Genomic DNA, 25,944 nt, shown 5'->3' with positions numbered 1-25,944 from the left:
TTTAACAACAGTTTTGTTTAATGATTCTTATCTAACAATGTTTCTTTTAGCAATTTTTTCAGTAATTTAATTTTTAACCATTTTCTGTTTGTGACAAATCATTTATTTTATTACTATGCACAATAAGTTTTATCAACTTACGCCTACTATATAGAAAATTCCGTGCCAAAATACCGTAAATCTGTTTATAACTACATTAAAATACTTATTATCAACATAATAAGTTATTAACAACCTGTTGATAACTTGTTAGTATCCCGTGCGTAACCTGTGTACAAAGTGTGTAGTTATACACAAAATGTGTAAATATGTAACTTTTTACACACTACTACTCCTCAGTTCAACCCCTCCTACACAATGTCATCTCCTCCCCTTCTCTTCATCTTATTTTTATCTTAACCTCAATTCAACCATCAAATTCATCTCACAAGTGCTACTTATCCCACAAATCTGAGTGTACAAAAGAACTATTTTCTCCACTACCCTTCTACCAATTCTCTACTAATTGTCCGTACAGCTCGTCTCTACCCGTCGTGTTACACCCTCACATTACCTTCACCATTCGTCCCTCGCTATTCGTCATTTCTTTACTTTCCCGTCACTACATTTCCCCTCTCCAAAGTAGCCAGCAATAGCTGGGTATGTGCACTGCGAGAGCGGAGTATGTGTAAAAGGGGAGGTTTGTCACCTTTTCCAGCTTGTCCCCCTTCGGGGGTTCGGGGGCTTACCCAATAAATAACTCACCACATTTCCCCTTTGAACGGAAGTCCGCGAGAGCGGAGTATGTGAATAGGGAGATGTTTTCACCACATTACCTTCATCATTCGTCATTCGTCCCTCGTCATTAATTCCTCTTTCTTTCGTCTCGAAACCCTCTTTTTACCGTTTTTTGCATTGTTGTATTATATTATGAATCAACTACTTATACACCCTTTCTATACCAATCGTCCAAGATTCGTATAAGCTTCCTATAAGCTCTCTATAAGCTAACCCCACCTTCCTAACAGCCTTTTCTCACCAAAATTCCTCTCAACTCCCTTCCGAACTTTTCCGTTTCCTTCCGAATCCCTCAACTCTCCAAATTTGCTAATTCAACAGCCTGTGTGGCTCACACTGCCTGTGTGGCTCGCACCTTTGCCAAAGTTAATTATCAGTATTATTATTAGTATTATCAGCATTTTTGGTTTTATCAGCATTATTCCCTACCTTTGCACCCTATTAAACACCCATTAACCATTAACCATTAACCATTAACTTTTTACCTTTTACCTTTTACCTTTTACCTTATGAACATACAATTACCTCATTCCATATTACAGTCAGGAAAACATTTGTTGCTCTCAGGCTCCAAGTCCGAAAGCAATAGAGCACTTATATTGCAAGCGCTCTTCCCTGAACTCACTGTGCGAAACCTCTCCACTGCCGATGATACCCTACTGCTACAACAAGCTCTTAGCTCTCACACAGAAGTTGTAGACATTCATCACGCAGGTACTGCAATGCGCTTTCTCACCGCTTATTTTGCAATACAGCAGGGCAAAGAAGTGCTCCTCACAGGTTCCCCCCGAATGAAAGAAAGACCTATACACCTATTAGTAAATGCATTACAACAGTTAGGTGCCGATATTACATATACTGAAAAAGAAGGATTTCCACCTATATATATAAGAGGCAAAAAGCTTACTAACAACGAAATACATATCCAAGGTGACGTCAGCAGTCAGTACAGCTCAGCTTTATTGCTTATTGCTCCTGCTTTGCCTAACGGACTCACCTTGCATTTGGAAGGCGAAGTTACCTCTCTGCCTTACTTAAAAATGACTACCAATCTCTTAGCTCATTGCATAGGACAAGAGCAAGTGTCGTTCAAAGCTAATACTATAAAGGTAAACACAATGAAAGGAAAAAACTTACTACATAACAGTTGGGAAGTAGAATCCGATTGGTCTTCCGCCTCCTATTGGTATGCTTTTGTTGCTTTATCGCCCATAGGCACCACCCTTTCATTGTCCTATTTTAAGCCTCATAGCCTGCAAGGCGATAGTGCCTTAAAAACTATTTATGAGTTTTTTGGAGTGCACTCCTCATTCAAAGGTAATGAATTAACTATTGAAAAAGTAGCTGAACCTCAGCAAAAGCGTTTCGAGTATAACCTAAATGCCACCCCCGATATAGCACAAACCATAGCCGTTACTTGTGTAGCAATGGGCTTAGAGTGCCATTTAACAGGCTTACACACTCTTAAAATCAAAGAAACCGACCGCCTTCAAGCACTACAAACCGAACTGAGAAAGTTAGGAGCAGAAGTAAGTATTACTCACGATAGCTTGCATTTAGCACCTTGCTCACACTTGTGCTCTGGCATTAGCATTGCTACCTATAACGACCATCGAATGGCAATGGCTTTCACACCTTTAATGCTAAAAACTACCCTCGAAATAGCCGATAAAGAAGTCGTGAGCAAATCCTATCCCTCTTTTTGGCACGATGTAGCCCAGCTTACAGTTAAAAGATAATCATTAAAACTTATTTTCAATCAGTAACATAAAAATCTACCGCGATACAACAAAAATATATTTTAATCGTAAAATATTAGAAAACAGTGTTTTAAACAACTAATTATCAGACACTAAAAAATAAAAAATAAAAAAAGTTGTTCTAACATAGTGTTTATTAAATAATTAATTTGTACCTTTGCACGCTGAAAGGATTTAGAGAATATTATTAATAAAAACAATATAAAGATGACAAAAGCAGAAATTGTATCAAAGATTTCCGACAAGTTGGGTCTTGATAAAAACGACGTTCAACTAACGGTTGAAAACTTTATGAACGAAGTAATCAACACATTAGAAAGTGGTCAAAACGTATATCTTAGAGGCTTCGGTAGCTTTATTATCAAAACTAGAGCTGAAAAAACTGGACGCAACATCTCTAAGAATACCACTTTGAAAATTCCCGCTCATAACATTCCTGCCTTTAAACCTGCAAAAGTATTCGTTGAAGGAGTTAAAGCTAAGGTAAAAGTAGCTAAAACTGATAAAAAAGCGAAAAAATAACATTGTATTAATAAATCACAATATATTAAATAATTAAGTTATGCCAAGCGGAAAAAAAAGAAAAAGACATAAAGTGGCTAACCACAAACGCAAAAAAAGAGCGAGAGCTAATCGCCACAAAAAGAAAAAGTAGTTTTTAACTACTTTTTCTCTTTAAAGTAGTATTGTTTAACTAAAATCCAACAAAGTGGACAAAGAATTAATCATTCGTTCTGGTTCCTCTTACGTAGATTTTGCTTTGCTCAGAGACGGTAGGCTCATCGAACTTCATAAAGAAGAAGATACTAACGGCTTAGGAGTAGGAGATATAATGCTCGCTAAGGTGCGCAAACCTATACAGGGGCTCAATGCAGCTTTTGTAAACGTAGGTCACGAAAAAGACGCCTTCTTGCATTATCACGACTTAGGCCCTCAATTAGCTTCTCTACTGAAGTTCCTTAAATGGGTAATCTCTGGAAAACTAAAAGACTTTTCTCTTAAAGATTTTCCCTTAGAACCCGATATCGATAAAAATGGTTCTGTAGCCGAAACACTTAAACCTAATCAACCTATACTGGTACAGATAGTAAAAGAACCTATCTCCACCAAAGGTCCTCGTATCAGCTCTGAACTCTCTATCGCAGGTCGTTACCTCGTGTTGGTTCCCTTTTCTGACCGTATTTCTATCTCTCAGAAAATAGAAGGTAAAGCCGAGAAAGAACGCTTGCGTAAACTCTTGCAAGGCATTAAACCCAAAGGTTTTGGTGTGATTGTACGCACCGTAGCCGAAGGTAAAAAAGTAGCGGAACTCGACAAGGATTTGCAAAGTCTCTTCAATCGTTGGGTTTTGATGTGCCGAAAAATTCAAAAAGCGGTTTTTCCCTCTAAGGTAATGAGTGAAGTGAACAAAACGGGGGCTATCCTCCGCGATATGTTCAACGATTCCTTTACAGGTATTCACGTAGATAATGAGCAACTCTATGAACAGATAAAAAAATACGTACAAGAAATTGCTCCTGAGAAAGAGAATATCGTAAAACTCTATCACTCATCAGTGCCTATATTCGAAAAGTTCCATATCGAACGACAAATCAAAACGGCTTTCGGTCGCACCGTATCGATGCCAAAAGGAGCTTACCTCGTAATAGAACACACCGAAGCCTTACACGTGATAGACGTAAACAGTGGCAACCATTCCAATAAAAATAACGACCAAGAAACCACCGCTCTATCCGTAAACCTCATCGCTGCTACCGAAATCGCACGACAACTCCGATTGCGCGATATGGGTGGTATCATCGTCGTCGATTTTATCGATATGGGCAATAGCGAAAACCGCCGTGTATTATTCGATCACTTGCGCAATGAAATGGCCGAAGACCGTGCTAAACACAAAATCTTGCCTCCTAGCAAGTTCGGTCTGATACAAATCACACGCCAGCGAGTGCGCCAAGAACTAAACATCAAAACAAAAGAAGAGAATCCAAGCAAAGAAGGCGAAATCGAAGCGCCTATCGTTCTAATTGATAAAATCAATATAGAACTTGAAAGCATTATTAAGGAGGAAGCCTATAAAGGACGTATCGTGCTAAATGCGCACCCTTTCATAGCAGCTTATTTAACCAAAGGGCTATTTAGCTCTATCCGTTTCAAGTGGTTCTTGAAATACAAGCGATGGATAAAAATCCTACCGCGCGATGCCTATACTTATTTAGAGTATCGCTTCAAAACCAACGAAGGAACCCCTCTTTAACTTTACCAAACTCGGTGCGTAGCAATACTCACCGAGTTTTTTTATTAAATAACAAATATGAAAACCATCGTCTCTACAAAAGTCTTATCCCAAGAACAGAAAGCAATCCTTTCAGTTCTTCCTATACACCTTATCGAACACAACTTTATCACTGTAAGTTCTATAACAATGAGCCTCACACCACCCTACGATTTGCTCATTGTTACCAGTCAAAATGCAGTGAAGAGCCTATCACAACACCCTTTGGCAACTACCTTAAAAGAGACTCCTGTTCTTTGTGTAGGTGAGCAAACTCAACAACTACTCACTCAAAACGGTTTTAATGTATTGCATTTTGCCCACTATGCCTCTGATTTGGTTCAACATTTACAGCAAAACTTAACTTCCTTAAAAAAACTTACCTCTATCGCATTCTTTGCAGGTACTCAACGCCTTAATACCCTCCCCAACTTCTTTGTTGAAAACAATTTAAAAGTAAAAGAAATCACCGCTTATAAAACTGAATATACTCCTATTGAGATAAAAGAAAACGCAAGTGCTATTCTCTTTTACAGTCCGTCGGGAGTAGAAAGCTACTGCTCGCGCAATACCCTTACCGCTGAACAACAGATATTTTGTATAGGTAAAACTACCGCCGAAGCCGTAAAAAACAGATTAAAAAACCAAACTGAAAATATAATCCTCCCTCCAATTCCTACTGTAAAATCTCTTTTAGAAATACTGTCTATAAACCTAAAATAACAGACTATATTAGGGTAATAATCCTAAAAATAAAGAAAATAATCACTAAACATTGTTGCTCTAATTATATTTTTTTGTATTTTTGCCGATTGAGGTAGTATGCTACCTAAACACTATTAACATAATAAACAGGAAAATGAGTTGCAATAGTTGCACAATCAATCATACAAAAAAAGGGTGTATATCCAACTGTCGAGCCAGTAGCTTTGGGAGTGTAAAACTCTCAGTGTTCGATTGGCTTGCTAATACTCAATTAGCTGGTGGACAAGAGTTTTTCGACTGCGTGGAAGTACGTTTTAAAAACAGTCGAAAGGAATACTTCCGCAATGTCGACAAGCTCCCTCTGCAAATGGGAGATGTCGTAGCTACCGAAGCTCCCTCAGGTCACGATGTGGGGGTGGTAACGCTCACAGGTGAGTTGGTGCGTTCGCAAATGAAGAAGCGAAAAATAGATTGGGAAGGCGAGTTGCCCCGCGTATACCGCAAAGCCAATCAGCACGATATAGATGTGTGGCAACAGTCACGTGCCAAAGAGATTGAAGTACAAAAACAATCACGCGAGCTGGCTATTGCCTTAGGACTCGAAATGAAAATCTCAGATGTCGAATTTCAAGGAGATGGCTCTAAGGCTACTTTCTATTATACAGCTGAAGGACGCGTAGATTTTCGCCAACTCATTAAGGATATGGCAAAAGCCTTTTCAGTGCGTATAGAAATGCGCCAGATAGGTTTCCGTCAAGAGGCAGCTCGCTTGGGCGGTATAGGCTCTTGTGGGCGCGAATTATGTTGCTCTACTTGGCTTACCGATTTTAGAAGTGTTTCTACTTCCGCTGCCCGCTATCAGCAACTCTCTTTAAATCCACAGAAATTAGCAGGACAATGTGGTAAGCTAAAATGTTGCTTGAACTTTGAGCTCGATACTTATTTAGATGCTCTGCAAGACTTCCCAAGAACCGATACAAAACTCCATACACAACGCGGTATGGCTACTTGTCAAAAGATAGACATCTTTAAGCGATTAATGTGGTTCACTTATGATGAAAACCCTATTACTTGGCACAAACTATCTGTAGATAGTGTAAAAGAAATCTTAGAAATCAATAAAAACGGCGAACCTATCGAGGAACTCGAAGAATACGCCATTGTAACCGATTTGTCTTCTCGTAAAAGTACCTCAGTATATGAGGGCATTGAACTCGCTCCAGTAGAAGAAGATAGCATCACCCGTTTCGATACTCCTAAGCGCAAAAAGAACAAACGCAACAATAAAAAGGACAATAAAGGAGGTCAAAAGAATGCTAAATCTGCTCAAAGTAACAATAATAACTCCTCTAAACAACTGAAATCACAGTCCAATCAAGGAGCTAAGAAAAACAATAACAATGCAGAAGTAGCAAACGAAAAACAAGCTCAAAAGCCACAAGCGAAACCTAAAAATACTCATTATACCAATGGGAATAACAAAAAGAACCCTAATTATAAAAACAAACAAAAAGTTAATAATAACGACAATACACCAAAAGATGAGAATTCTTAGCCTGCTAACCTTCTTTACCTTGCTTATTTCTTGCCATAGTGGGGTGGAATATAGCCAATATGTTTCCCTACCCAATGGTTGGGAACAGCATAAACCTATGTTTTTTGAATTAGAAGAAAACGACACAGTAGCAAAGAAGAACCTTTTTATAATGCTCCGAAATGACGAACATTATGAGTTCAGCAATCTGTTTCTCATTACTAAAATGGAATTGCCTAACAGTAATAAAGTAATTGTAGACACTTTGGAGTACGAAATGGCTACCCCCGAAGGTAAATGGTTAGGCTATGGCTATTCAGCCGTAAAAGAGAGTAAATTGTGGTATAAAGAGAATTTCACATTCCCTACTAAAGGTAAATATCTCATAAAAATAGAACAAGCAATGCGAAAAATAGGAGATAACAACGGCGTACCTGTGCTCAAAGGAATTACTGAAGTAGGATTAAGAGTTGAGGAAGTAAAAAACAGAAAGTAAACTTTCATTGATAAACTGATAAATAAGATATGAAAAAAACAAACGACACAGAAAACAATAGTCAAACCAAAAAGGGTATAAGCCCCGTCGTAAAATGGTTTTGGTACATCTTTGCTGGTGGAATTGTAGCAATTATGTTGCTGTTCTTATCAGCGTCTTTGGGACTATTAGGCGAGATGCCTGACTTCAAACACTTAGAAAATCCCGAAACCAATTTGGCTACCGAAATAATTACCGCCGATGGTAAATCCTTAGGAAAATTCTATTTAGACGAGAATCGTACTCCTATTAAGTTTAAAGATTTGCCCAAATCATTAGTCGATGCGCTTATTGCTACCGAGGACGAACGCTTTTATGAGCATTCAGGCATCGATGTACGTGGCACCTTGCGTGCAATGGTATTCTTTGGTAGCAGAGGAGGAGCTTCAACTATTACCCAACAGTTGGCTAAACAGCTCTTTCATAAAGAAAAGAAAAGAGGCTTAGGACGCTATACTCAAAAGATAAAAGAATGGGTCATTGCTACTCGTCTCGAGAAACAATATACCAAAGAAGAAATATTGGCAATGTACTTTAATGTCTACGACTTTAATAACAATGCCGATGGTATACGCTCAGCTGCCAAAATTTACTTCGATAAAGAACCTAAAAACCTTAAAATAGAAGAGGGGGCAATGCTAGTCGGAATGTTTAAAAACTCCGCTCTTTATAATCCAGTGAAAAATAAAGTAGGCGTCACCAATAGGCGTAATGTAGTACTTGCCCAAATGGCAAAGAACAATTACATTACTCAAGAGGAAAAAGACTCTCTGCAAAAACTGCCTTTAAAAATTAAATTCACCCCTGAGAGCCATAACGACGGCTTGGCTACCTATTTCCGCGAATACTTGCGCACTTATATGAAAACTTGGATTGAAAACAATCCTAAGCCAGACGGTACCAAGCACAACTTATATCTCGATGGACTAAAAGTCTACACTACTATCGATTCTAAGATGCAAGCCTACGCTGAGGCTGCCGTTAAAGCTCATATGCAACGACTACAAAAGGCTTTCGACGCCGAAAATAACCCTAAGAAGAACCCTATGTTCCCTTTCGTGAAGGTCTCAAAAGATGAGTACGCAGCCCTAATTGAAAAGGCAATGAAAAACTCTAATCGCTGGGCTCACTTAAAGTATTTAGGCTATTCCGAAAAGGAAATCCGCGACTCTTTCTATAAAAAGACCGATATGCGCGTATTCAGTTGGAAAGGTGAGAAAGACACTGTAATGACTCCTCGCGATTCTATACTGTACTACAAGGCTTTTTTGCGCACAGGAATGATGTCTATGGAACCCCAAACAGGGCATATCAAGGCTTGGGTTGGTGGTATTAACTACAAACATTTCCAGTACGACCAAGTCATACAAGGAGCTCGCCAAACTGGGTCTACCTTCAAACCTTTTGTTTATGCCACAGCTATTGACCAGCTCCACTATTCTCCTTGTTTAGAGCTACCCGATATACAAACTTGTGTAGAAGCCCATAAATATGGTAACCTGCAAGCGTGGTGCCCGCGTAACTCCACAGGTAACTTTACCGGTAAGATGATGACTCTCAAATATGCATTAGCAAACTCTGTGAACTCTATTACGGTGAATTTAATGGATAAAGTAGGTCCTCTTCCTGTCATTAACTTAGTGAAAAAGTTAGGGATTACTTCCAATATGCCTCAAGCTCCTTCTATCGCCTTAGGTACTGCCGATGCCACTGTTTTCCAAATGGTAGGTGCTTACGGTACTTTTGCCAATGAAGGCGTATATGTAAAACCTGTACTGATTACCCGTATTGAAGATAAAAACGGTACAGTACTCTTCGAAAATACTCCTGAAACTCACGATGTAGTAAATGCCGAAGTAGCTCGCGCCGTAGTAAATCTTTTGGAAGGTGTTACTCGCTACGGTTCAGGGGCGAGATTACGCACCAAAGGAGCTGATAGTTACAACGCTGTATATAAAAATGTGATGACTGGCTATCCTTACCAATTTACCAATGCCATAGCTGGTAAAACCGGTACTACCCAAAACAACAGCGATGGTTGGTTTGTCGCAATGGTGCCTAATCTTGTAACAGGCGTATGGGTAGGGGGCGAAGACCGTGCAGTACACTTCCGTAGTATGGCTTATGGACAAGGGGCTACAATGGCTCTACCTATTTGGGGATACTATATGAAAAAGTGTTATGCCGATGCTGACTTAGCTGTTTCCAAAGCAGCATTCCCTGCTCCTCAGAATGTACAAATCCAAATAGATTGTAGCAAGGAGAAAGAAGAAGACTCTGGAGAAGACGATACCTCTATCGATTTTTAATCATTAAATATATAAAAAAAAGGGATACCTTCGGTTTTGCGTGGGTATCCCATTTTTTTTGCATTGATAAATACAACCGAACTTTCTTCTTATCCCTATCTTAACTTTAACTTACCTTCACTTTTTCTTCGTCTTTTGTTCATCATTTGTTCGTCTTTTCTTTGTTCATTGTTCATCATTCCTTCGTCTTTTATTCGTTGTAGAGCCACTGTAGAGCCACTGTAGAGCCACTGTAGAGCCACTGTAGAGCCACTGTAGAGCCACTCATTGTTCGTTCTTTGTTCATTCTTTGTTCGTCTTTTCTATAAGCTCTCTAAATCTACATTATTTAATTCTCCCGCCCCCATTTGCTAATTTGCTAATTAACTCATTTACTAATTTTATCCGTCTGTGTGGCTCGCACCGTCATTTCTTCCCTTCTCCGTCGCTACATTCCCCCTTTTCCGTCATACTCCCCCCTATTGCCTATGGCCTAAGGCCTATTGCCTATTCCTCTTTCTTTCGCCTCGAAACCTCATTTTTAGCAGTTTTTAATCGTTATATTATAGTATTAATCAACTACTTATATACCCTTTCTATACCAATCTTCCAAGATTCGTATAAGCTTCCTATAAGCTCTCTATAAGCTCTCTATAAGCTAACCCAAGCTCTTTTCAACCAAAAAACACTTTTTCCAGTTACTTATAATTCCTTTTTATTTCCTTTTATAAAGTCCTTGTGCTTCTATTCTGTATATTTTTCGTAACATAAATACTACGATATTTCTTACGTTGAGCTCACGTTAACTTATTGATTACTTACGTTTTTACCAGAAAAATAACTTTTAGTAAAGAAAAATGTACAATAAGTAAAGTGCTTTTTGTTAAGTATCCCTTAATTTTGTCCCAAAGAAAAAACTTTAAATTTTATATAATGAAAAGCATCATTAGCATTTGTATTTTGCTGTTCAGTATCCCAATGCTGGCGCAAAAAGTAACTATTACGGGGGTAGTTACCGATGAAAACAAACAACCCCTCCCTGGTGCAAGCGTTGCTGTAGAGCACGCACATTCAGGTACGGCTACTGATTTTGAAGGGCGTTTCTCCCTAAGTGTAGCTCCTACCGATAAAATAGTAGTGAGCTTTATGGGCTATCGCTCCAAAACCATAGCCGTAGGTAAAACACGTACTTTCAATGTATCTCTCGAACCTGAGGTCACTCAGATTGATGAGGTAGTGCTTGTAGGGTACGGTACACAGCGCAAAAGCGATATCTCTACGGCAGTAGCTTCGGTGAAGATGGCAGATATTGCCCAAAGCAGTCCATCGCAGGTATTGCAAGCGTTGCAAGGTAAAGTGAGTGGGGTGCAAATCATCTCTTCCGATGGTTCTGCTTCCAGCGGACTCACATTTAGAATTCGCGGGGTGAACTCCATTACAGGAGGTACGCAACCGCTCTTTGTTATTGATGGGGTGCCTATGCCTACCCAAAGGGTAACCAATACCAATGAAGATGTGGCTACCAATCCGCTACTCAGTTTAAACCCTAACGACATTGAGTCAATGGAAATCCTCAAAGATGCCGCCGCAGCAGCTATCTACGGGTCTAACGGTTCTAATGGGGTAGTGCTTATCACCACCAAAAAAGGTAAGGAACTCGCTAAACCTAAATTTAACTTCAGTTATGCAAGTTCTATTGAAATGATGCCTAATATCCCTTTGAAGGTGCTCAATGCTGAAGATTATGCTCACAAAATGCTCGATTATGGCACTTGGGGCAATCAACCTCAAATAGACTTTTGGCAACGAATGATTGCCGAAAAAGGCTGGAATCACCCTGCTGTAAAAGATTGGCTGAAAGAAGTTACCCAAACAGGTACTAAAAACGAAGCTAACGGTAGTATCACGGGTGGTACCGACCAAACCCGCTATATGCTTTCAGTGGGCTATATGAACCAAGAAGGACTTATCAAGCGTTCTGCTTTCAATCGCTTTACTTCACGTCTCAACCTCTCACAGAAGATTAACGATAAGATGAATGCAGGTATCAACCTCTCATACGCCGTTTCTAAGGATAAAAATCCCGTAAGTGATTGGTCTCAAAATGGAGTGGTTCTCAAAGCTTTGCAAACTTCTCCTTTCTTAGACTACCCTGGTTTTGGTACCCTGATGAGCTATCCTAATATCCGTACGATGAGCCCTAAGGTAGCAGTAGACCAAGTGGATATCAATACCAAATACAACGAGCTCAACGCCAATGTATATCTCAGCTATCAACTGCTTAAAGATTTGACTTTTAACACCAGTGCTTCTTACCGTTTACACACTATTGGTCAAGACCGTTTTTGGGGGCCTGACACTTGGTTCGGACAGTCAGAACGCGGACGTATGGAGCTCTCTCATCGCAATGAGAACAGCTGGGTATATGAAGCCCGTTTGCAATACTCTAAGAGCATCAATAAGCACTATTTTTCTATAATGGGTGCTTTTGAAGCCAATAAGTATTGGACAGATTATACTTACAATAAGTCTACTAACTTCGAGGATACCAAACAAGGCATTTGGGGTATCAACCAAGGGTTAGTAACCTATGCGCCTTTGTACACTTATGATGGCAACCAATTGGTATCGTACATCAGTAGGGCTACTTATAGTTATAACAACAAGTATGTGCTTAATGCTTCTTTGCGTGCCGATGGTTCTTCTAAATTTGGTAAGAACAACAAATACGGTTATTTCCCTGCTATTTCTTTGGCTTGGAATGCTCACGAAGAAGACTTTATCAAGAAAATAGAAGCTATTTCCAATTTGCGTTTGCGCGGTAGTTTTGGTATGACAGGTAACAACCAAATCCCGTCTTACCAATCTTTAGCACAACTTGCTAAAAACAAAGTAGTATTAGACGGTAACAAAGTGGAAATCGGTCGTTATACCAGCAATATTGCTAACGACAACCTCAAATGGGAAAGCCAAAAACAATACAATATCGGTTTAGATTTGTCCTTCCTCAAAAACCGCTATACCTTTTCTACTGAATTGTATTACAAACGCATAGACGATATGCTTTTGGAAGTGAATATCCCTTCTACTTCGGGATTCCAAAAAGCGTGGAAGAATGCAGGTTCAATGGAAAACAAAGGTCTCGAAGTGAGCTTCAATGCACAATGGTTGCGTGAAGGCGATTTCAAATGGACAACCGATTTCAATATTTCTTTCTACCGAAACAAAATCCTTTCATTAGACGAAGGTCAGTATCAACAATTTTACGACCGAGGTATCAACTCCAAAATCAAAAGCGATGTGCTCTTGCGTGTAGGTATGCCGGTAGGTATTTACTACGGTTATGTAGCCGATGGTGTATTCCACAACCAAAACGAAGTGGATAACGCTCAGCCAGGGCCTAACGTAGCTTTAGGAGGTTTGCGTGTGAAAGACATCAACCACGATGGTGTAATCGATACTAACGACCGTGTACCCGTAGCCGATGTAAACCCATTGCACACGGGTGGTATAGGCAACACTTTCTCATATAAAGGTTGGGAATTATACGCTTTCTTGCGTTGGTCGTATGGCAACGATGTAGTAAACGGTAATGCTTACTACCTCACAGGTACTAAGAATATCGACAATATCACACAGAGTGTTTACAACAACGTGTGGTCGGAAGCACACCCCGACCGTAACTTCCCGCTCTTTGGAGGTGGTTTCTGGGCTGAAAATGCTTTCCGCAGCGACTTGGTAGAAGACGGTTCTTTCTTGCGTTTGCAAACTGTTACTCTTAGTTACAACTTGCCTAAAGAAGTGTTAGAGCCTTACAAACTTAACAAATTACGTGTAGGCGTTACCGGTACTAATCTTGCACTTTGGACGCGCTATTCAGGGTTTGACCCCGAAGCCAATACGGGCTATGGAACTATTGCCCGCTTAGCCCCAGGTCTCGATATGAGTCCGTATCCACGACCCACATCGGTTTTATTCTCAGTAGAAGTTGGTTTTTAAAAGATATAGATTATGAAATTACATATTACCACCATTATAGCAATAGGGGCAAGCCTCGGATTGAGCAGTTGTGGCAAGTTCTTGGAAGAAACCCCCAAGAGCACCCCTACATCTCAATTTTTCTATGAAAATGAATTGGATGCTCGCCAAGCGATGAACGGTACTTACCGTTACCTCACCGATGTGTATGTTACAGGACACGGCACTAAACAAATCAGTACCGACCTTGCTAAACGCGCCGATTGGGACGAAGGGGGAGGCTTGCGCAACTACAAGTTTGGGTCAGACAACGATTATATTACCCAAATGTGGCAACAACACTATGCTGCCATTAAGAACTGCAACTCGGTAATCGATAATGTAACCGAACACCAAGGTCGCATCAATAACTGGGAACGCTATGTAGCCGAAGCTCGTGGTGTACGCGCTTACTTGTACTTCGATTTGGTGCGTTGGTTTGGCGATGTGCCTTTGGTACTAAAAGAAACCCAATCACTCAACGACCTCAAAGTATCTCGTACCCCACAAAAGCAAGTGTTTGAGCAAATCATTGCCGACTTTACTTATGCAATGGCTCACGTAGCCGAAAAAGGCGATACAGGCAATGGTTACCAATACGGACGTATTACCAAAGATGCTTGTCGCGGTTTCTTAGCTAAAGTACACTTGTGGCTTGCCTCAGTAGCACAACGCGACGGACGTGAAGTGCTTGGTTCGGCTACTGAAAACTACACCAAAGCAATGAACTATGCCAAAGAGGTCATACAAGGCGGTCGCTACCAATTAGTAGAATACTATCCTGATGTATTCAACGCTAAAACCAAAATAAGCGAAGCTCCAAAAGAAGTTATTTGGTGCGTACAAGGTCTTACAGGTGACGATACCGGTACACTCACAGGAATGCTTTACGGAATGAGAGGTAATGAAAACTTAGGAGGTTCTTGGGATAATATTTCTAGCTCCGATTATCACCGTATGATTTATGAACCCTCTGACTCTATTCGCAGGTTGTGGAACTGCCCACGTGTGCAAGTACTCGACAATGGTAAGTTATGGGGTTGGGACTACAATATTTACAAAGATACCCGTGTAGACCAACCTCTTAGTAAGGCTACCGAAAACAATAACTGGGTAATGTGGAGTATCGGTAAGTTCCGCCGTTTCCCACTAGCTGATACCTCTTCGTATAACTACAAGAACTTTGGTATGGATGAACCGTTACTTCGCTTTGCTGATGTACTCCTCATCTATGCAGAGGCTTATAACGAGGTAAACCATTCACCTGGGGCTTACACACCCTCGTCTTCTTTAACAATGAATGGCACCAACGTGCAAAGCGCTTACGATGCGGTGAATTTAGTGCGTAAACGCGCTCGTATCTCTAATAAAGCAGGCGGACGCATCGTACACCGCGATGTATTGCCTCGTGATTTGGATAAAACCCATATCAACGATGTAAACACCGTAGTACCCGATTGGAAAACCTCCTCTTATGGTTATGACTATGCAGGTACTGCTATGTGGACAGCTAAACATTACAGCGATGATTATACCGCTTTCCGCACTGAAATCTTAAATGAACGGGCTCGCGAGCTTGTAGGAGAAACCACCGACCGCTGGTGTGACCTCGTACGCCGTGGCATTTTGGTACAAGCTTTCCAAAACTGGCGTATCAACAATCCGTTTATCAGTGGGGAAGAGCGTCGTATTCCAGCACCTGCTGCGCCTGAGAATGTTCGCCCTTATCACCAATTGTTACCTATTCCGCTTAGCGAATTGGACGCAAATAAGAATTTAACTCAAAATCCTGGATACTAAATAGCCAATGAGAGTGTCGCAAAACTTTGCCAAAGTTTGAAACTTTGGCAAAGTTGAAAAAGAACTAACAATTTAACACACAAACAAATGAAAACACATATATTACTCATTAGCGGGTTGCTACTCACGGCTTTGGGTGCTTGTACTAAGGATAAACCTGAAGACGTAGACCTATCAGTAACAGCTGATAAAACCCAAGTGAAGGTAGGCGAACCCGTAACTTTTACTATTCATCATAATGTAAATGCTTTGGCTATTTACACCGGTGATGAAGGGCACGATTACCAAAAGAGTATAGACAATGTACTCAAAGGGAAGACTTCAGAGGAATTACAAGGTAAAAACTATCGCCCTACCGACCCTGATGTGAAACCTTACAAAGTAGACTTTACTTCTACACAAGTAGGGAGCACTACTTTAGCCAATGGCGCTTTTGAAGTGCGCAACGCCAATAGCGGTGATAACTTAGTTGGCAGTCAAGCCGAAGTAGTAACCGATGCTACCATAGGTAAAAATGTAGTGAAAGTGAATGCCAAACACCCTAACTGGTGGTATGAAGCTTTGCGCCTTAATGTAAACACCAAAGTAGGAAGCGACAAGAAGATGACTTTAAGAATGAAGTTTGCGACAACTACTTTGAAGAGTACTAATGACGAAAGCGAACACCCCGAAGAAACAAAGTTCCCTATCGTGATATTCTTAGGAGGAATTGCTGAAGGAGAAACAGCAGTCACTTTCAAAAAAGAAACCGTTTGGGATTTATTTGTAGAACCCAAAACTGAGTATACCGATTACACTTTTGATATTGGTCGTACCATTTCAGCGTGGGAAAGTGCTGTAAACAAAAAAATGGCAACGCTTTCTTATATTCAGATTCTGTTTACTACCGTGGGTGCTGGCATTGGCTATATAGGCGATTATTTTGTTGAATCGGCTAACTTTGGAGCTATTGACTATAAGGCTTTCGATACAGGAAAAGGTATTACCATTACCGATGATTCTGGTGTGACCAAATACACTCATACGTATGACAAAGCAGGAACTTATGAGGTAGTGGTAGTGGGCAGTAGCAGTGGTTTTAAAAGCTATTCAAAAGACGGCTATAAAACTGATGTAGGAACTGTAAGTGCTGACGAGTACAAGTACAACACTGAATACCGCACTATCAAAATTACGGTGACCCCATAGGATAGTGATGAGGTGTAATCTGTACGAATAGGGTAAAGAAAAGACGAAAGAAAGGTGAACGAAGAGTGGGTCTACAGTGGCTCTACAGTGGGTCTACAGTGGGTCTACAACGAACAAAAGACGAAGGAATGACGAACAAAAGGCGAATCTACGATGAAGGTAAGGCGAATCTAAGATGAAGAAATGAAGGTTACTTATCAGTTTTTAGATTTGGGTATTTTGAGCTTTTGATAAGGATTTTATATCTTTGCCCTCTAAATGAGATTTTAACAAATGAACAGAACGATAAAGCTCCTGCGAATCCTGCTGTTGTGGCATTTTCTCTTTCCTATCGCTTTCACAGAGGGGGTGGTGGTGAGAACACAAGCGCAAGAAACTTTCCTTTTCCACCATCTTACGCGCAATGAAGGTCTGTTGCACGACAACGTTACTTGCATTGCTCAGGATTCGTTGGGCTTTATTTGGTTAGGTACTCATAGAGGGCTGAACCGTTTCGATGGCTATACTCTTGATGCCTACAAGTACGAGCAAGACCCTATCAACTCGGTGTACTACAACCGTGTGTACAGCTTGCAACCTATGGGGCGTTACCTTTGGGTAGCTACCGAAGCAGGAGTAGCTTGTTTTGATATTCGGCTGAAACAGTTTGTCAATTTCAAAATAGACGACCCTCTTGATTTGGCTTTCTATACCAAAGTAAAACTCTTACAAAAAGGCACAAACAATGAACTTTGGCTTTTGAGCGAAAACCAAATTAGGCGTGCTAAGGTAGTGTGGAATCAGCGCGAGAAGGCACTTACGCTGAAAACATTGCCTATTGGCTCTGTCTCACAACTCACTACTTCGCAACTCAATCCGCAAATAGCAGTGAGCGAAAAAGGAGAAGTGTGGCTTTCGGGGTTCCCTTGGTTATCGGCTTACGTTCGTGACAAGGGCAGACTAAAAGCCCTACCTGAAAAGGTGAACAACATAGGTTCGGGTATCGTAAAGATGCTCTATGCCGATGGCTACTTGTGGGTGATTTATCGAGATAGCTTAGTGAAGTACGCCTGTAAGCCCGATAACACCTATGCGATAGTCGCTAAAAAGGAATTTGACCTGAACAAACATTTGCTTTCTCTTACACTGAGCGGGCAATACGTGTGGATAGTGAATGAAGAAAGTATCTTTCAGTTGGATAAAAACAGTCTTTCTCTGCTGAAAGAACACAGTCACTCGCCTTTGAATCCGTATTCGGCAAGCAATCATATCAACAGTGTGTTCTTAGACAAGGAGAGCAATTTGTGGGTATCGGCTTGGTCTAATGGTGTATCGTACAGCAGTACGCGCGATGCGTTTTTCAAGACGGTATGGATAAAACCCCAGAGCAAAGTGGGTTCGGAGTTTGTAAGCACGATGCACTACGACCCCGATGGCTATGTGTATATAGGCAATAAGTTCGGCGGAGTGATTAGGTTTCACACCCAGAGCCAGCAGTTAGACGAGCACTATTGCAATGCTCCTGAGCTTTCGCCTAACGTTACGAGTATTCAGAGCGATAAAGCACACTTGTACGTATCGGTTCGCGAACGGGTATGGGTGATAGACAAGCAAAGCCGACGCATTATCGGTTCGTTTGCAACACAGTGCAACGATTATATATTTGATATCAAGCTCGATACCTTTCACCGTTTGTGGATTACTACCTATTCAGGATTGGAGTGCTTTGAAGAGCAAAAAGGACAATGGCAAAACGTCTACACCTTTACCGAAACAACGCCTGAACCTCGTAGGTTATCTACTAACAAGCTCCACAAAATATATGTGGATAAGGCTAAGAACGAACTGGTGATAACCTCGGTAATGGGCTTAAACAGATTGCAACTCAATGCCAAAGGCGAGGTAGTGCGTGTGCTCAAATACGCTGCCGACGCTAAAACCCCGCACAGCCTGAGTAGTAATTATCTTTGGGCAATTGATAAAGACAAAGATACTTATTGGATAGGTACTATGGGTAGCGGACTCAACAAGGTGGTTCTCACTGATAACGCTAATGGCAAACTCACTTATACTGCCGAACATTACGGCATAGAAGAAGGGGCAACCTCTAACGATATTGAAAGTGTGGAAGTAGATGCTTTTGGCAATGTGTGGTGTGGAGGCTTTTACTTGAGTTTCTTTGATACAAAACTAAAACGTTTTGCGGCTTTCAGCAACAACGATGGCTTGCAAGGACACAGTTTCGGGACGGCTTCCTCTTGCAAAGATGCTGAGGGGAATCTGTACTTTGGGGGCTCACACGGCTTTAACTATTTCAAACCACAAGCGCAGATGTTTTCGTCAGCTCACCTAAGAGTACATTTTAGCAGGTTTGAAAACAACGGCAAAGTAGTCAATTCGTCTATAGAGTTTACCGATGCGCTTTCGATAGCGTACCCGAACAACGATTTTTCGGTGTACTTCACCACTTTGTCATACAATGCACCTCAGCGATTGCGCTACCGTTATAAATTAGAGGATTACGACACTGATTGGCACTATATAGCCGTGAATGACCCTGCCCCACACGCCACTTACCAAAAGCTCCCTTATGGTACTTACAAACTATTAGTAGAGGTAGGCGATTGGCAACAGTGGAGCGGAGCGCAGACCGAGCTTACAGTGGTCTCCAAGCCTCCTTTTTGGCTTACGTGGTGGGCGTACACCCTCTATGCACTTGCCCTTGCAGGCTTGCTGTACATAGGTTTTAGGTACTTTATGCGATGGACGCAAATGAAGCATACCATAGCTGTACAAGAGGAAAAAGAGCGACATAAAGAAGAGCTAATGCAGATGAAAATGCAGTTCTTTACAGACGTCTCACACGAGTTCCGTACACCACTTACCCTAATGAGCCACGCAGTAAGTGAAATGGAAGAGGAAATGCCTTCCAATAAGTATGTGCATACCCTCAAACGCAATACGGGTAAGCTCAGCAATATGGTAAACGAACTGCTTGAGATACACCGTATGGACGTATATACACCTCAGCTAAAAGCCAATTACATTTCGGCAAATAGCTATGTGCAAGCCATTTACAACGAGTTTAAGGAGTGGGCAAGCCAAGTGGCTATAACGTTGCAATTAACACTACCTGAACAAGAAGTAAAGTTGTGGTTAGATGAGAAGTATTTTAGCAAGATACTTTCGAATATTCTTTCCAATGCTATTAGGTACTCCAATGCGGGAAGCACTATACGCTTATCGATTTCGGTAGAGAATTTGAGCGAGCTCACACCGCTCTACAAGAGCGCCTTTGAGAACACTGCGCATACCTTGCCAGGCAAACAGTTGGTGGTAAAAGTGCAAGATGAAGGCGTAGGGTTGGAGAAGAATGCCTTATCCGAAATCTTTGAACGCTTCCACCGTGTAGAGGGACAAGGACAAAAAAGAGTAGGTTCGGGCATCGGGCTTTCTTTGGTAAAATCATTAGTTGAAGCGCATCGCGGTGGGATTATCATTAGCAGTAAGCCCAATGTAGGTACCGAAGTCATCATCACCTTCCCTATGGACGACAGTTACTTATTGCCCGAACAGAAGTTGCAGGACAGTGCTTTTCAGCTGAAAGAATACTTATCGGACTATGCGGTTGAGTATGAACACATAGGCGAAGAAGAGGACGAAATGTTAAATTTGCCCCAAGAAGATAAACCTACCTTGCTTTTAGTAGACGACAATCACGAGGTACTGATGATACTCAAAAACATCTTTATCAAAGAGTACAACATCATTCTCGCCTCCGACGGCGAACAAGCGATTGAGAAGTGTAATCAGCATTTTCCTAATTTGGTCATATCGGATGTGATGATGCCTAAAATTGACGGATTTGAGCTCTGTGCTATCCTGAAAAAGAACCTGCAAACGTGCTTTATCCCTGTGATATTGCTCACGGCGAAATCGCAAATAGAGTCGCAGATAGAAGGAATTGAGTTAGGTGCTGATGCCTACCTTACAAAACCTTTTGATGTGAAACTGCTCAAAACCAATGTGCGCAACTTGCTCAACAAGAGCAAACAACACGCTCCTATTGAGAATATCCGTCAGAAAGTGATTGATAAAAAACAACAAGAACAGTTAGACAAGCTCACTCATTTGGTAGTGACCAATATGCAAAACCCACATTTCTCGGTAGATAACCTCTGCCTTGAACTCGGTATAAACCGCACTAAGTTGTACAGCTTTGTCAAACAAGCTACCGAGCTTACCTTGGCGAACTACATTCGCAAAATACGCTTAGACAAAGCTGCCGAACTGCTTAAAACTACCGATAAACTCATCAGTGAAGTGTGTTACGAAGTAGGAATCGATAGTCCGTCGTATTTCACAAGAGCTTTTAAAGAACAATTTGGGGTATCACCCTCAGAATTTATTTTAGGTAAGAGGTAAAAAGTTAACGGCTAAGAACTAATAACTAACGACTAAAAACATACAAATGAAAAGAATATTTGCTTTTATTACTTTGTGCAGTTCGCTATGGGCGAGCGCACAACAGCCCACTGAAATCACCCTACTACCCAATGAACAATGGTGGGGTGGCTTTACGGGCGTAGGCAAAGAGATGCCTTACCAACCATCGGAGCGTATTTACAACTTGCGCACCGAGAATTTTAACAACCAATCAGTGCCCTTTCTGTACTCTAATCAAGGGCGTTATATCGCTTCGGAAGCTCCTTTTGCTTACCAATTTAAAGACGGAAAGATACTTATCACTCCTTCACGGGCTGAGGTGAGTTGCCACACAGCAGGTACTACCCTCAAAAGTGCCTATCAGGAAGTGAGTAAACAATATTTTCCGCCTTCAGGGGTAATTCCCCCCGAAGTGTTCTTTACCAAACCACAATACAACACTTGGATAGAACTTATTTACAATCAGAATGAAAAGGACGTTTTAGCCTACGCCAAAGCTATTCTGGATAACGGAATGCCAACGGGAGTAATAATGATTGATGACAACTGGCAAAAAGACTATGGCGTATGGCAATTCCGCCCCGATAAGTTCCCTACGCCTAAGGAAATGATAAACCAGCTCCACCAAATGGGCTTCAAAGTGATGGTATGGGTATGCCCGTTTGTATCACCCGATAGCCAAGAATACCGCTTTTTGCGCGACAAAGGCTATTTAGTGAAGAAAAAAGGAGCTGACACCCCTGCTATCCTCGATTGGTGGAATGGGCTCAGCGCTTGCTATGACCTCAGCAATCCCGAAGCCTTTGCCTACTTTGTGAATATGCTTAAAGACCTACAAAAAGAATACGGCATCGATGGATTTAAGTTTGATGCAGGTGACCCAGAGCGTTATTTGGCGGAAGATGTAGACGTTTTCGACCAAAAATCTTACGATACTGAACAAACCTATCTCTGGGGTAAATTAGGCTTAGAATTCCCCTACAACGAGTTCCGCGCTTGCTGGAAATTGGGCGGACAGGCTTTGGTACAGCGTTTGGGGGACAAGAGTTACTCTTGGGACGGTGTAGCCCGTTTAGTCCCCGATATGATAGCCGCAGGACTCAACGGTTATGCATTTGCTTGCCCCGATATGATAGGCGGAGGGGAATACGGCAGTTTCTTGAATGTAGACCCTACTAAGTTCAATCAGAAGCTCATCGTGCGCTCTTGCCAAATACATTCGATGATGCCTATGATGCAATTTTCAGTAGCTCCTTGGCGCATTCTATCGAAAGAGAATTTGGCTATCTGTATCAAATACGCTAAATGGCACGAACAATTAGGCGACTATATCATAGCCGAAGCTAAAAAATCGGCACAAACAGGAGAACCTATTGTGCGCAGTATGGAGTATGCTTTTCCTCATCAGGGTTTCGCTAATTGCAAAGACCAATATATGCTGGGCGATAAGTATTTAGTAGCCCCTGTAATGACCGAAAGCGATGTTCGCACGGTAAAACTCCCCAAAGGCACTTGGCAGGATGAACAAGGCAAAAAGTACAAAGGAGGCAAAGCATACACCCTAAAAGTACCTTTGGAGCGATTGCCTTATTTTGTAAAGATTAAGTAATAAATTATGCATTGTAAACTTAAAATCCTATGAAAAAATATCTTTTAACATTTTTTGTTTTACTAACCACCATAATCTCTTGCCAAAGCAAAGAAGATGACGTTAACAATGGAGGAGGTACACAGTCACCTACTACCAAAACCTCTACTACTACGTCTACTACCACCCCTATACCACCCGTTACACCCCCAGCAGTTCCTCCTCTCAATCAGACAGTGAGATATGAAGGTACTAATGAGGTGTTTTTAAATCCTGAAAGAGGTTTTTTAACCCATCAAGACCAAGGGGAAGGTGATTGGACACTTAATGCAGATTGGGTGAGACAGAAGCGAAATCAGGAGGGGATAAGTCTTATCCTCACGATTTATTATATGAATAACTTTCGAGAGAAAGACATTCCGGAGTACTTTTTAAATCGGATTCGGAATAATATGCGAGTCATTCGCGAAGGAGGCTCTAAGGTAGTTTTACGCTTTGCTTATTCAAAAGACCAAGGTGATTATTACAATGGTAGAGGAGATACCTCGTGGTATTGGACGGAAAGACACCTTAACCAATTGGCACCAATAATTCGTGAAAATGCTGATATCATAGCTGTATGGGAAGCAGGTTTTGTAGGTGTTTGGGGCGAATGGTATTACACCAATCATTACGGCTTTGAACCCCAAGAAAATGCAGGAGCTTATGAAGCCCGCAGAAAGGTATTGGCAAAAGAATTAAGCATTTTACCTAAGGATAGAATGGTGTGTGTGCGCTACCCAATGGCAAAGATATTTACCCAAAACATCAATGTGCACACGAATCTTACAGAGGGAAATGCTTATAATGGCAGTGACTTATCACGCATAGGCTTCCATAACGATTGTTTTTTAGCTGATGCTCCTAATATGGGTACTTATCCTAATGAAAACTACCGCAAGTATATGGAGCGGGAGACCCAGTATGTGGTGATGGGCGGAGAGACTTGCACCTCGCCTAATAGTTTTACAGAATGTAGCAATGCTTTAAGAGAAATGGCTTTGTACCATTGGAGTTATATTAATATGGACTTCCACGAGGGTACTATTAATAGTTGGAAAAACAGGTGTATGGACGATATGAAAAGAAAATTAGGCTATCGTTTTGCACTTAATTACAGTAAATTTACGGGCAACCCAGTGCCTGGAGGACATTTGCAAATAGAGTTTGAACTCAAGAATGAGGGCTTTGCTTCGCCGTATAATCGTCGTGATGTGCAGATTGTTTTAGTGAGAAAAGGCACTTCGGAAAAACAAGTATTTAAACTCAATGACGACCCTCGACGTTGGTTTGCAGGTAAGACTGTGAAAGTGAAAGCAGATATTACTTTACCTCAATATCTTTCCAAGGGGCTTTATGACATTTATTTGAATTTACCAGACCCTTACCAAAGTCTTGCTCATCGTCCGGAATACAGCATTCGTTTGGCTAACAAAGGCATATGGGAAGCTCAAACAGGTTATAACAAACTCAATACGATTACGATACAGTAAAGATTAGGATAATAGAAACAGAAGAAGAAGGTCAGCAAGAAGAGTTTTGCTGACCTTTTTTAATAATATAATACCAGAAATACCAATAATATCAGAAATACTGATAGGTGATGGAAGGTCGAAAAATTCAAAAGGAAACGGAAGATTTCAGAAGAGGCTAGAATGCAATTTTGATGAAAAAAGGTTATTAGGAGGGTATGCTTAGCTTATAGAGAGCTTATAGGAAGCTTATACGAATCTTGGACGATTGGTATAGAAAGGGTATATAAGTAGTTGGTAATGAATAATTAAAGGTGGTGAGAAAACACTAATTTTGAAGGAAATAAAACGAAGGAAAAACGAAGTAAAATAGCGGATAAGACAAGGTAAGAAAGATGATGCAGCTTTTTTTGATTTTGTTTTTGACCTGCGTACTAATATAGACCCTAAATACACTATTATAGTAAAATAGGATGGTATTATTTACAAAAAAAGCCTTTGGAACTCCAAAGGCTTTTTTTATTGTAACATTAAAAAACTTTATTATGATTCTAATGGAATAACAGAAACAAATGATTTGTTATCTCTCTTCTTTTCGAACTTAACGATACCATCGATTTTAGCGTGCAAAGTATGGTCTTTACCAATATACACATTCTCGCCAGCATTGTGTTGAGTTCCACGTTGTCTAACAATAATGTTTCCTGCGATGGCAACTTGACCACCGAAAATTTTAACACCTAAGCGTTTAGAGTGAGATTCTCTACCGTTCTTAGAACTACCGACACCTTTTTTGTGAGCCATTTTTTCTTAGATTTTTAGGTTTAACAATTATTTTACGATACCACCGTTCAACTCGTCTTGCCATTTTTTAAGTTCGTCCCATTTGCCGTCAGCGGCTAATTGAGCTTGAGCTGCCCAAGTTTGAGGGTCTAAGTGTGCCAAGGTTGAACTTGTTTCTGATAGAATGGTTTTGATTTCTTCAACTGATTTCTTAGCTAATTTAGCAAAGGTGTCTACCCCTGCTGCTACTAAGGCTTCTGCTGCTTTAGGCCCAATACCTTCTATCTTTTTCAAATCATCAGCTTTTGCTGACTTAACAGGAGCTTTTTCTGTCTTAGGTTTTGCTTGGGTAGTTTTAGCACCACTTGCAACGATGTTCTCAATTACAATTTGCGTAAGGAACTGACGGTGTCCGTTCTTAACTTTGTAACCTTTACGTCTTTTCTTTTTGAACACGAGCACTTTGTCACCTTTCAAATGTTTCAAAACCTTTGCTTCTACGGAAGCTCCATTTATAGCTGGGGCGCCTACGGTGATGGTTCCGTTGTTATCTAAAAGGAGTACGTTATTAAACGCTACTTTCTCTCCCTCTTGATTAGGCAAACGGTGAACAAACACTTTTTGGTCTTTGCTAACTTTAAATTGTTGCCCTGCTATCTCTACAATTGCATACATAGCTTTGTTATTTAATAATGGTTTAAATCGGGCGCAAAAGTACGAATTATTTTTTACCTACCAAAATAAAAGAGAGAAAAAGTTTT

17 protein-coding genes are annotated in these 25,944 nt (G+C 40.9%); 13 read left to right on the top strand and 4 right to left on the bottom strand.

The genetic code is table 11. The features are described 5' to 3' along the window. Nucleotides 1–587 precede the first annotated feature (587 nt). Nucleotides 588–737, bottom strand: a complete 150-nt coding sequence (locus HW278_RS12730; RefSeq protein WP_255493817.1) for a phosphinothricin acetyltransferase — start codon at nucleotides 735–737, stop codon at nucleotides 588–590. Between the two features lie 549 nt (nucleotides 738–1,286). Between HW278_RS12730 and HW278_RS09540 the strand changes: the two genes are divergently transcribed. The 7 genes from HW278_RS09540 (at nucleotide 1,287) to HW278_RS09510 (ending at nucleotide 9,892) form a co-directional block, all read left to right on the top strand. After that, nucleotides 1,287–2,516 carry a 3-phosphoshikimate 1-carboxyvinyltransferase gene (locus HW278_RS09540; RefSeq protein ID WP_178977658.1) on the top strand — a complete coding sequence of 410 codons (1,230 nt, stop codon included), beginning with the start codon at nucleotides 1,287–1,289 and terminating at the stop codon, nucleotides 2,514–2,516. Nucleotides 2,517–2,744: 228 nt separating this feature from the next. Then, complete coding sequence (locus HW278_RS09535; protein WP_002670816.1) at nucleotides 2,745–3,059, top strand: HU family DNA-binding protein; 315 nt, start codon at nucleotides 2,745–2,747, stop codon at nucleotides 3,057–3,059. A gap of 187 nt (nucleotides 3,060–3,246) precedes the next feature. Next, complete coding sequence (locus tag HW278_RS09530) at nucleotides 3,247–4,791, top strand: ribonuclease E/G (protein WP_002670818.1); 1,545 nt, start codon at nucleotides 3,247–3,249, stop codon at nucleotides 4,789–4,791. A 57-nt stretch (nucleotides 4,792–4,848) separates the two neighbouring features. Beyond that, on the top strand, nucleotides 4,849–5,532 hold the full coding sequence (locus HW278_RS09525; RefSeq protein WP_178977657.1) for a uroporphyrinogen-III synthase: 684 nt from the start codon (nucleotides 4,849–4,851) through the stop codon (nucleotides 5,530–5,532). Between the two features lie 226 nt (nucleotides 5,533–5,758). Further along, entirely contained in the window at nucleotides 5,759–7,069 is a 1,311-nt protein-coding gene (locus HW278_RS09520; RefSeq protein WP_178978002.1) for a stage 0 sporulation family protein, read from the top strand. Beyond that, nucleotides 7,056–7,544 carry a gliding motility lipoprotein GldH gene (locus tag HW278_RS09515; protein ID WP_009409915.1) on the top strand — a complete coding sequence of 163 codons (489 nt, stop codon included), beginning with the start codon at nucleotides 7,056–7,058 and terminating at the stop codon, nucleotides 7,542–7,544. Before HW278_RS09520 ends, HW278_RS09515 begins: the two co-directional genes overlap by 14 nt. Before the next feature lie 29 nt (nucleotides 7,545–7,573). Next, on the top strand, nucleotides 7,574–9,892 hold the full coding sequence (locus HW278_RS09510; protein WP_048748083.1) for a penicillin-binding protein 1A: 2,319 nt from the start codon (nucleotides 7,574–7,576) through the stop codon (nucleotides 9,890–9,892). Nucleotides 9,893–9,987: 95 nt separating this feature from the next. On the opposite strand, the gene HW278_RS09505 is transcribed toward HW278_RS09510, so the two are convergent. Then, nucleotides 9,988–10,134: a hypothetical protein gene (locus tag HW278_RS09505; RefSeq protein WP_178977656.1), complete on the bottom strand. Its 147-nt coding sequence runs from the start codon at nucleotides 10,132–10,134 to the stop codon at nucleotides 9,988–9,990. Nucleotides 10,135–10,804: 670 nt separating this feature from the next. Here HW278_RS09505 and HW278_RS09500 point away from each other — a divergent pair. The 6 genes from HW278_RS09500 (at nucleotide 10,805) to HW278_RS09475 (ending at nucleotide 24,421) form a co-directional block, all read left to right on the top strand. Then, nucleotides 10,805–13,870: a SusC/RagA family TonB-linked outer membrane protein gene (locus HW278_RS09500; RefSeq protein ID WP_178977655.1), complete on the top strand. Its 3,066-nt coding sequence runs from the start codon at nucleotides 10,805–10,807 to the stop codon at nucleotides 13,868–13,870. A gap of 12 nt (nucleotides 13,871–13,882) precedes the next feature. Beyond that, complete coding sequence (locus HW278_RS09495) at nucleotides 13,883–15,688, top strand: RagB/SusD family nutrient uptake outer membrane protein (RefSeq protein ID WP_178977654.1); 1,806 nt, start codon at nucleotides 13,883–13,885, stop codon at nucleotides 15,686–15,688. A gap of 87 nt (nucleotides 15,689–15,775) precedes the next feature. Further along, on the top strand, nucleotides 15,776–16,876 hold the full coding sequence (locus HW278_RS09490; protein WP_178977653.1) for a DUF5017 domain-containing protein: 1,101 nt from the start codon (nucleotides 15,776–15,778) through the stop codon (nucleotides 16,874–16,876). Between the two features lie 273 nt (nucleotides 16,877–17,149). After that, nucleotides 17,150–21,280, top strand: coding sequence for a response regulator (locus HW278_RS09485; protein ID WP_178977652.1), 4,131 nt, complete (start codon nucleotides 17,150–17,152; stop codon nucleotides 21,278–21,280). A gap of 46 nt (nucleotides 21,281–21,326) precedes the next feature. Beyond that, a complete protein-coding gene (locus HW278_RS09480) occupies nucleotides 21,327–22,910 on the top strand; it encodes a glycoside hydrolase family 31 protein (protein WP_178977651.1) in 1,584 nt (527 codons plus the stop codon). Between the two features lie 29 nt (nucleotides 22,911–22,939). Further along, nucleotides 22,940–24,421 carry a DUF4832 domain-containing protein gene (locus HW278_RS09475; protein WP_178977650.1) on the top strand — a complete coding sequence of 494 codons (1,482 nt, stop codon included), beginning with the start codon at nucleotides 22,940–22,942 and terminating at the stop codon, nucleotides 24,419–24,421. Between the two features lie 522 nt (nucleotides 24,422–24,943). On the opposite strand, the gene rpmA is transcribed toward HW278_RS09475, so the two are convergent. Both rpmA and rplU read right to left on the bottom strand, forming a co-directional pair. Continuing rightward, nucleotides 24,944–25,204 (bottom strand): 50S ribosomal protein L27, encoded by a 261-nt coding sequence (rpmA, locus tag HW278_RS09470; RefSeq protein ID WP_002670844.1) that lies wholly within the window; start codon nucleotides 25,202–25,204, stop codon nucleotides 24,944–24,946. Nucleotides 25,205–25,231: 27 nt separating this feature from the next. Beyond that, the gene (rplU, locus tag HW278_RS09465; protein ID WP_015782584.1) at nucleotides 25,232–25,858 is read right to left on the bottom strand and encodes a 50S ribosomal protein L21; all 627 of its coding nucleotides are present in this window, start codon (nucleotides 25,856–25,858) and stop codon (nucleotides 25,232–25,234) included. Between the last annotated feature and the right edge of the window lie 86 nt (nucleotides 25,859–25,944).

Source organism: Capnocytophaga sp. oral taxon 902 (assembly GCF_013394735.1).
Classification (GTDB): domain Bacteria; phylum Bacteroidota; class Bacteroidia; order Flavobacteriales; family Flavobacteriaceae; genus Capnocytophaga; species Capnocytophaga ochracea.
This window is presented reverse-complemented; position numbering and strand designations above follow the sequence as displayed.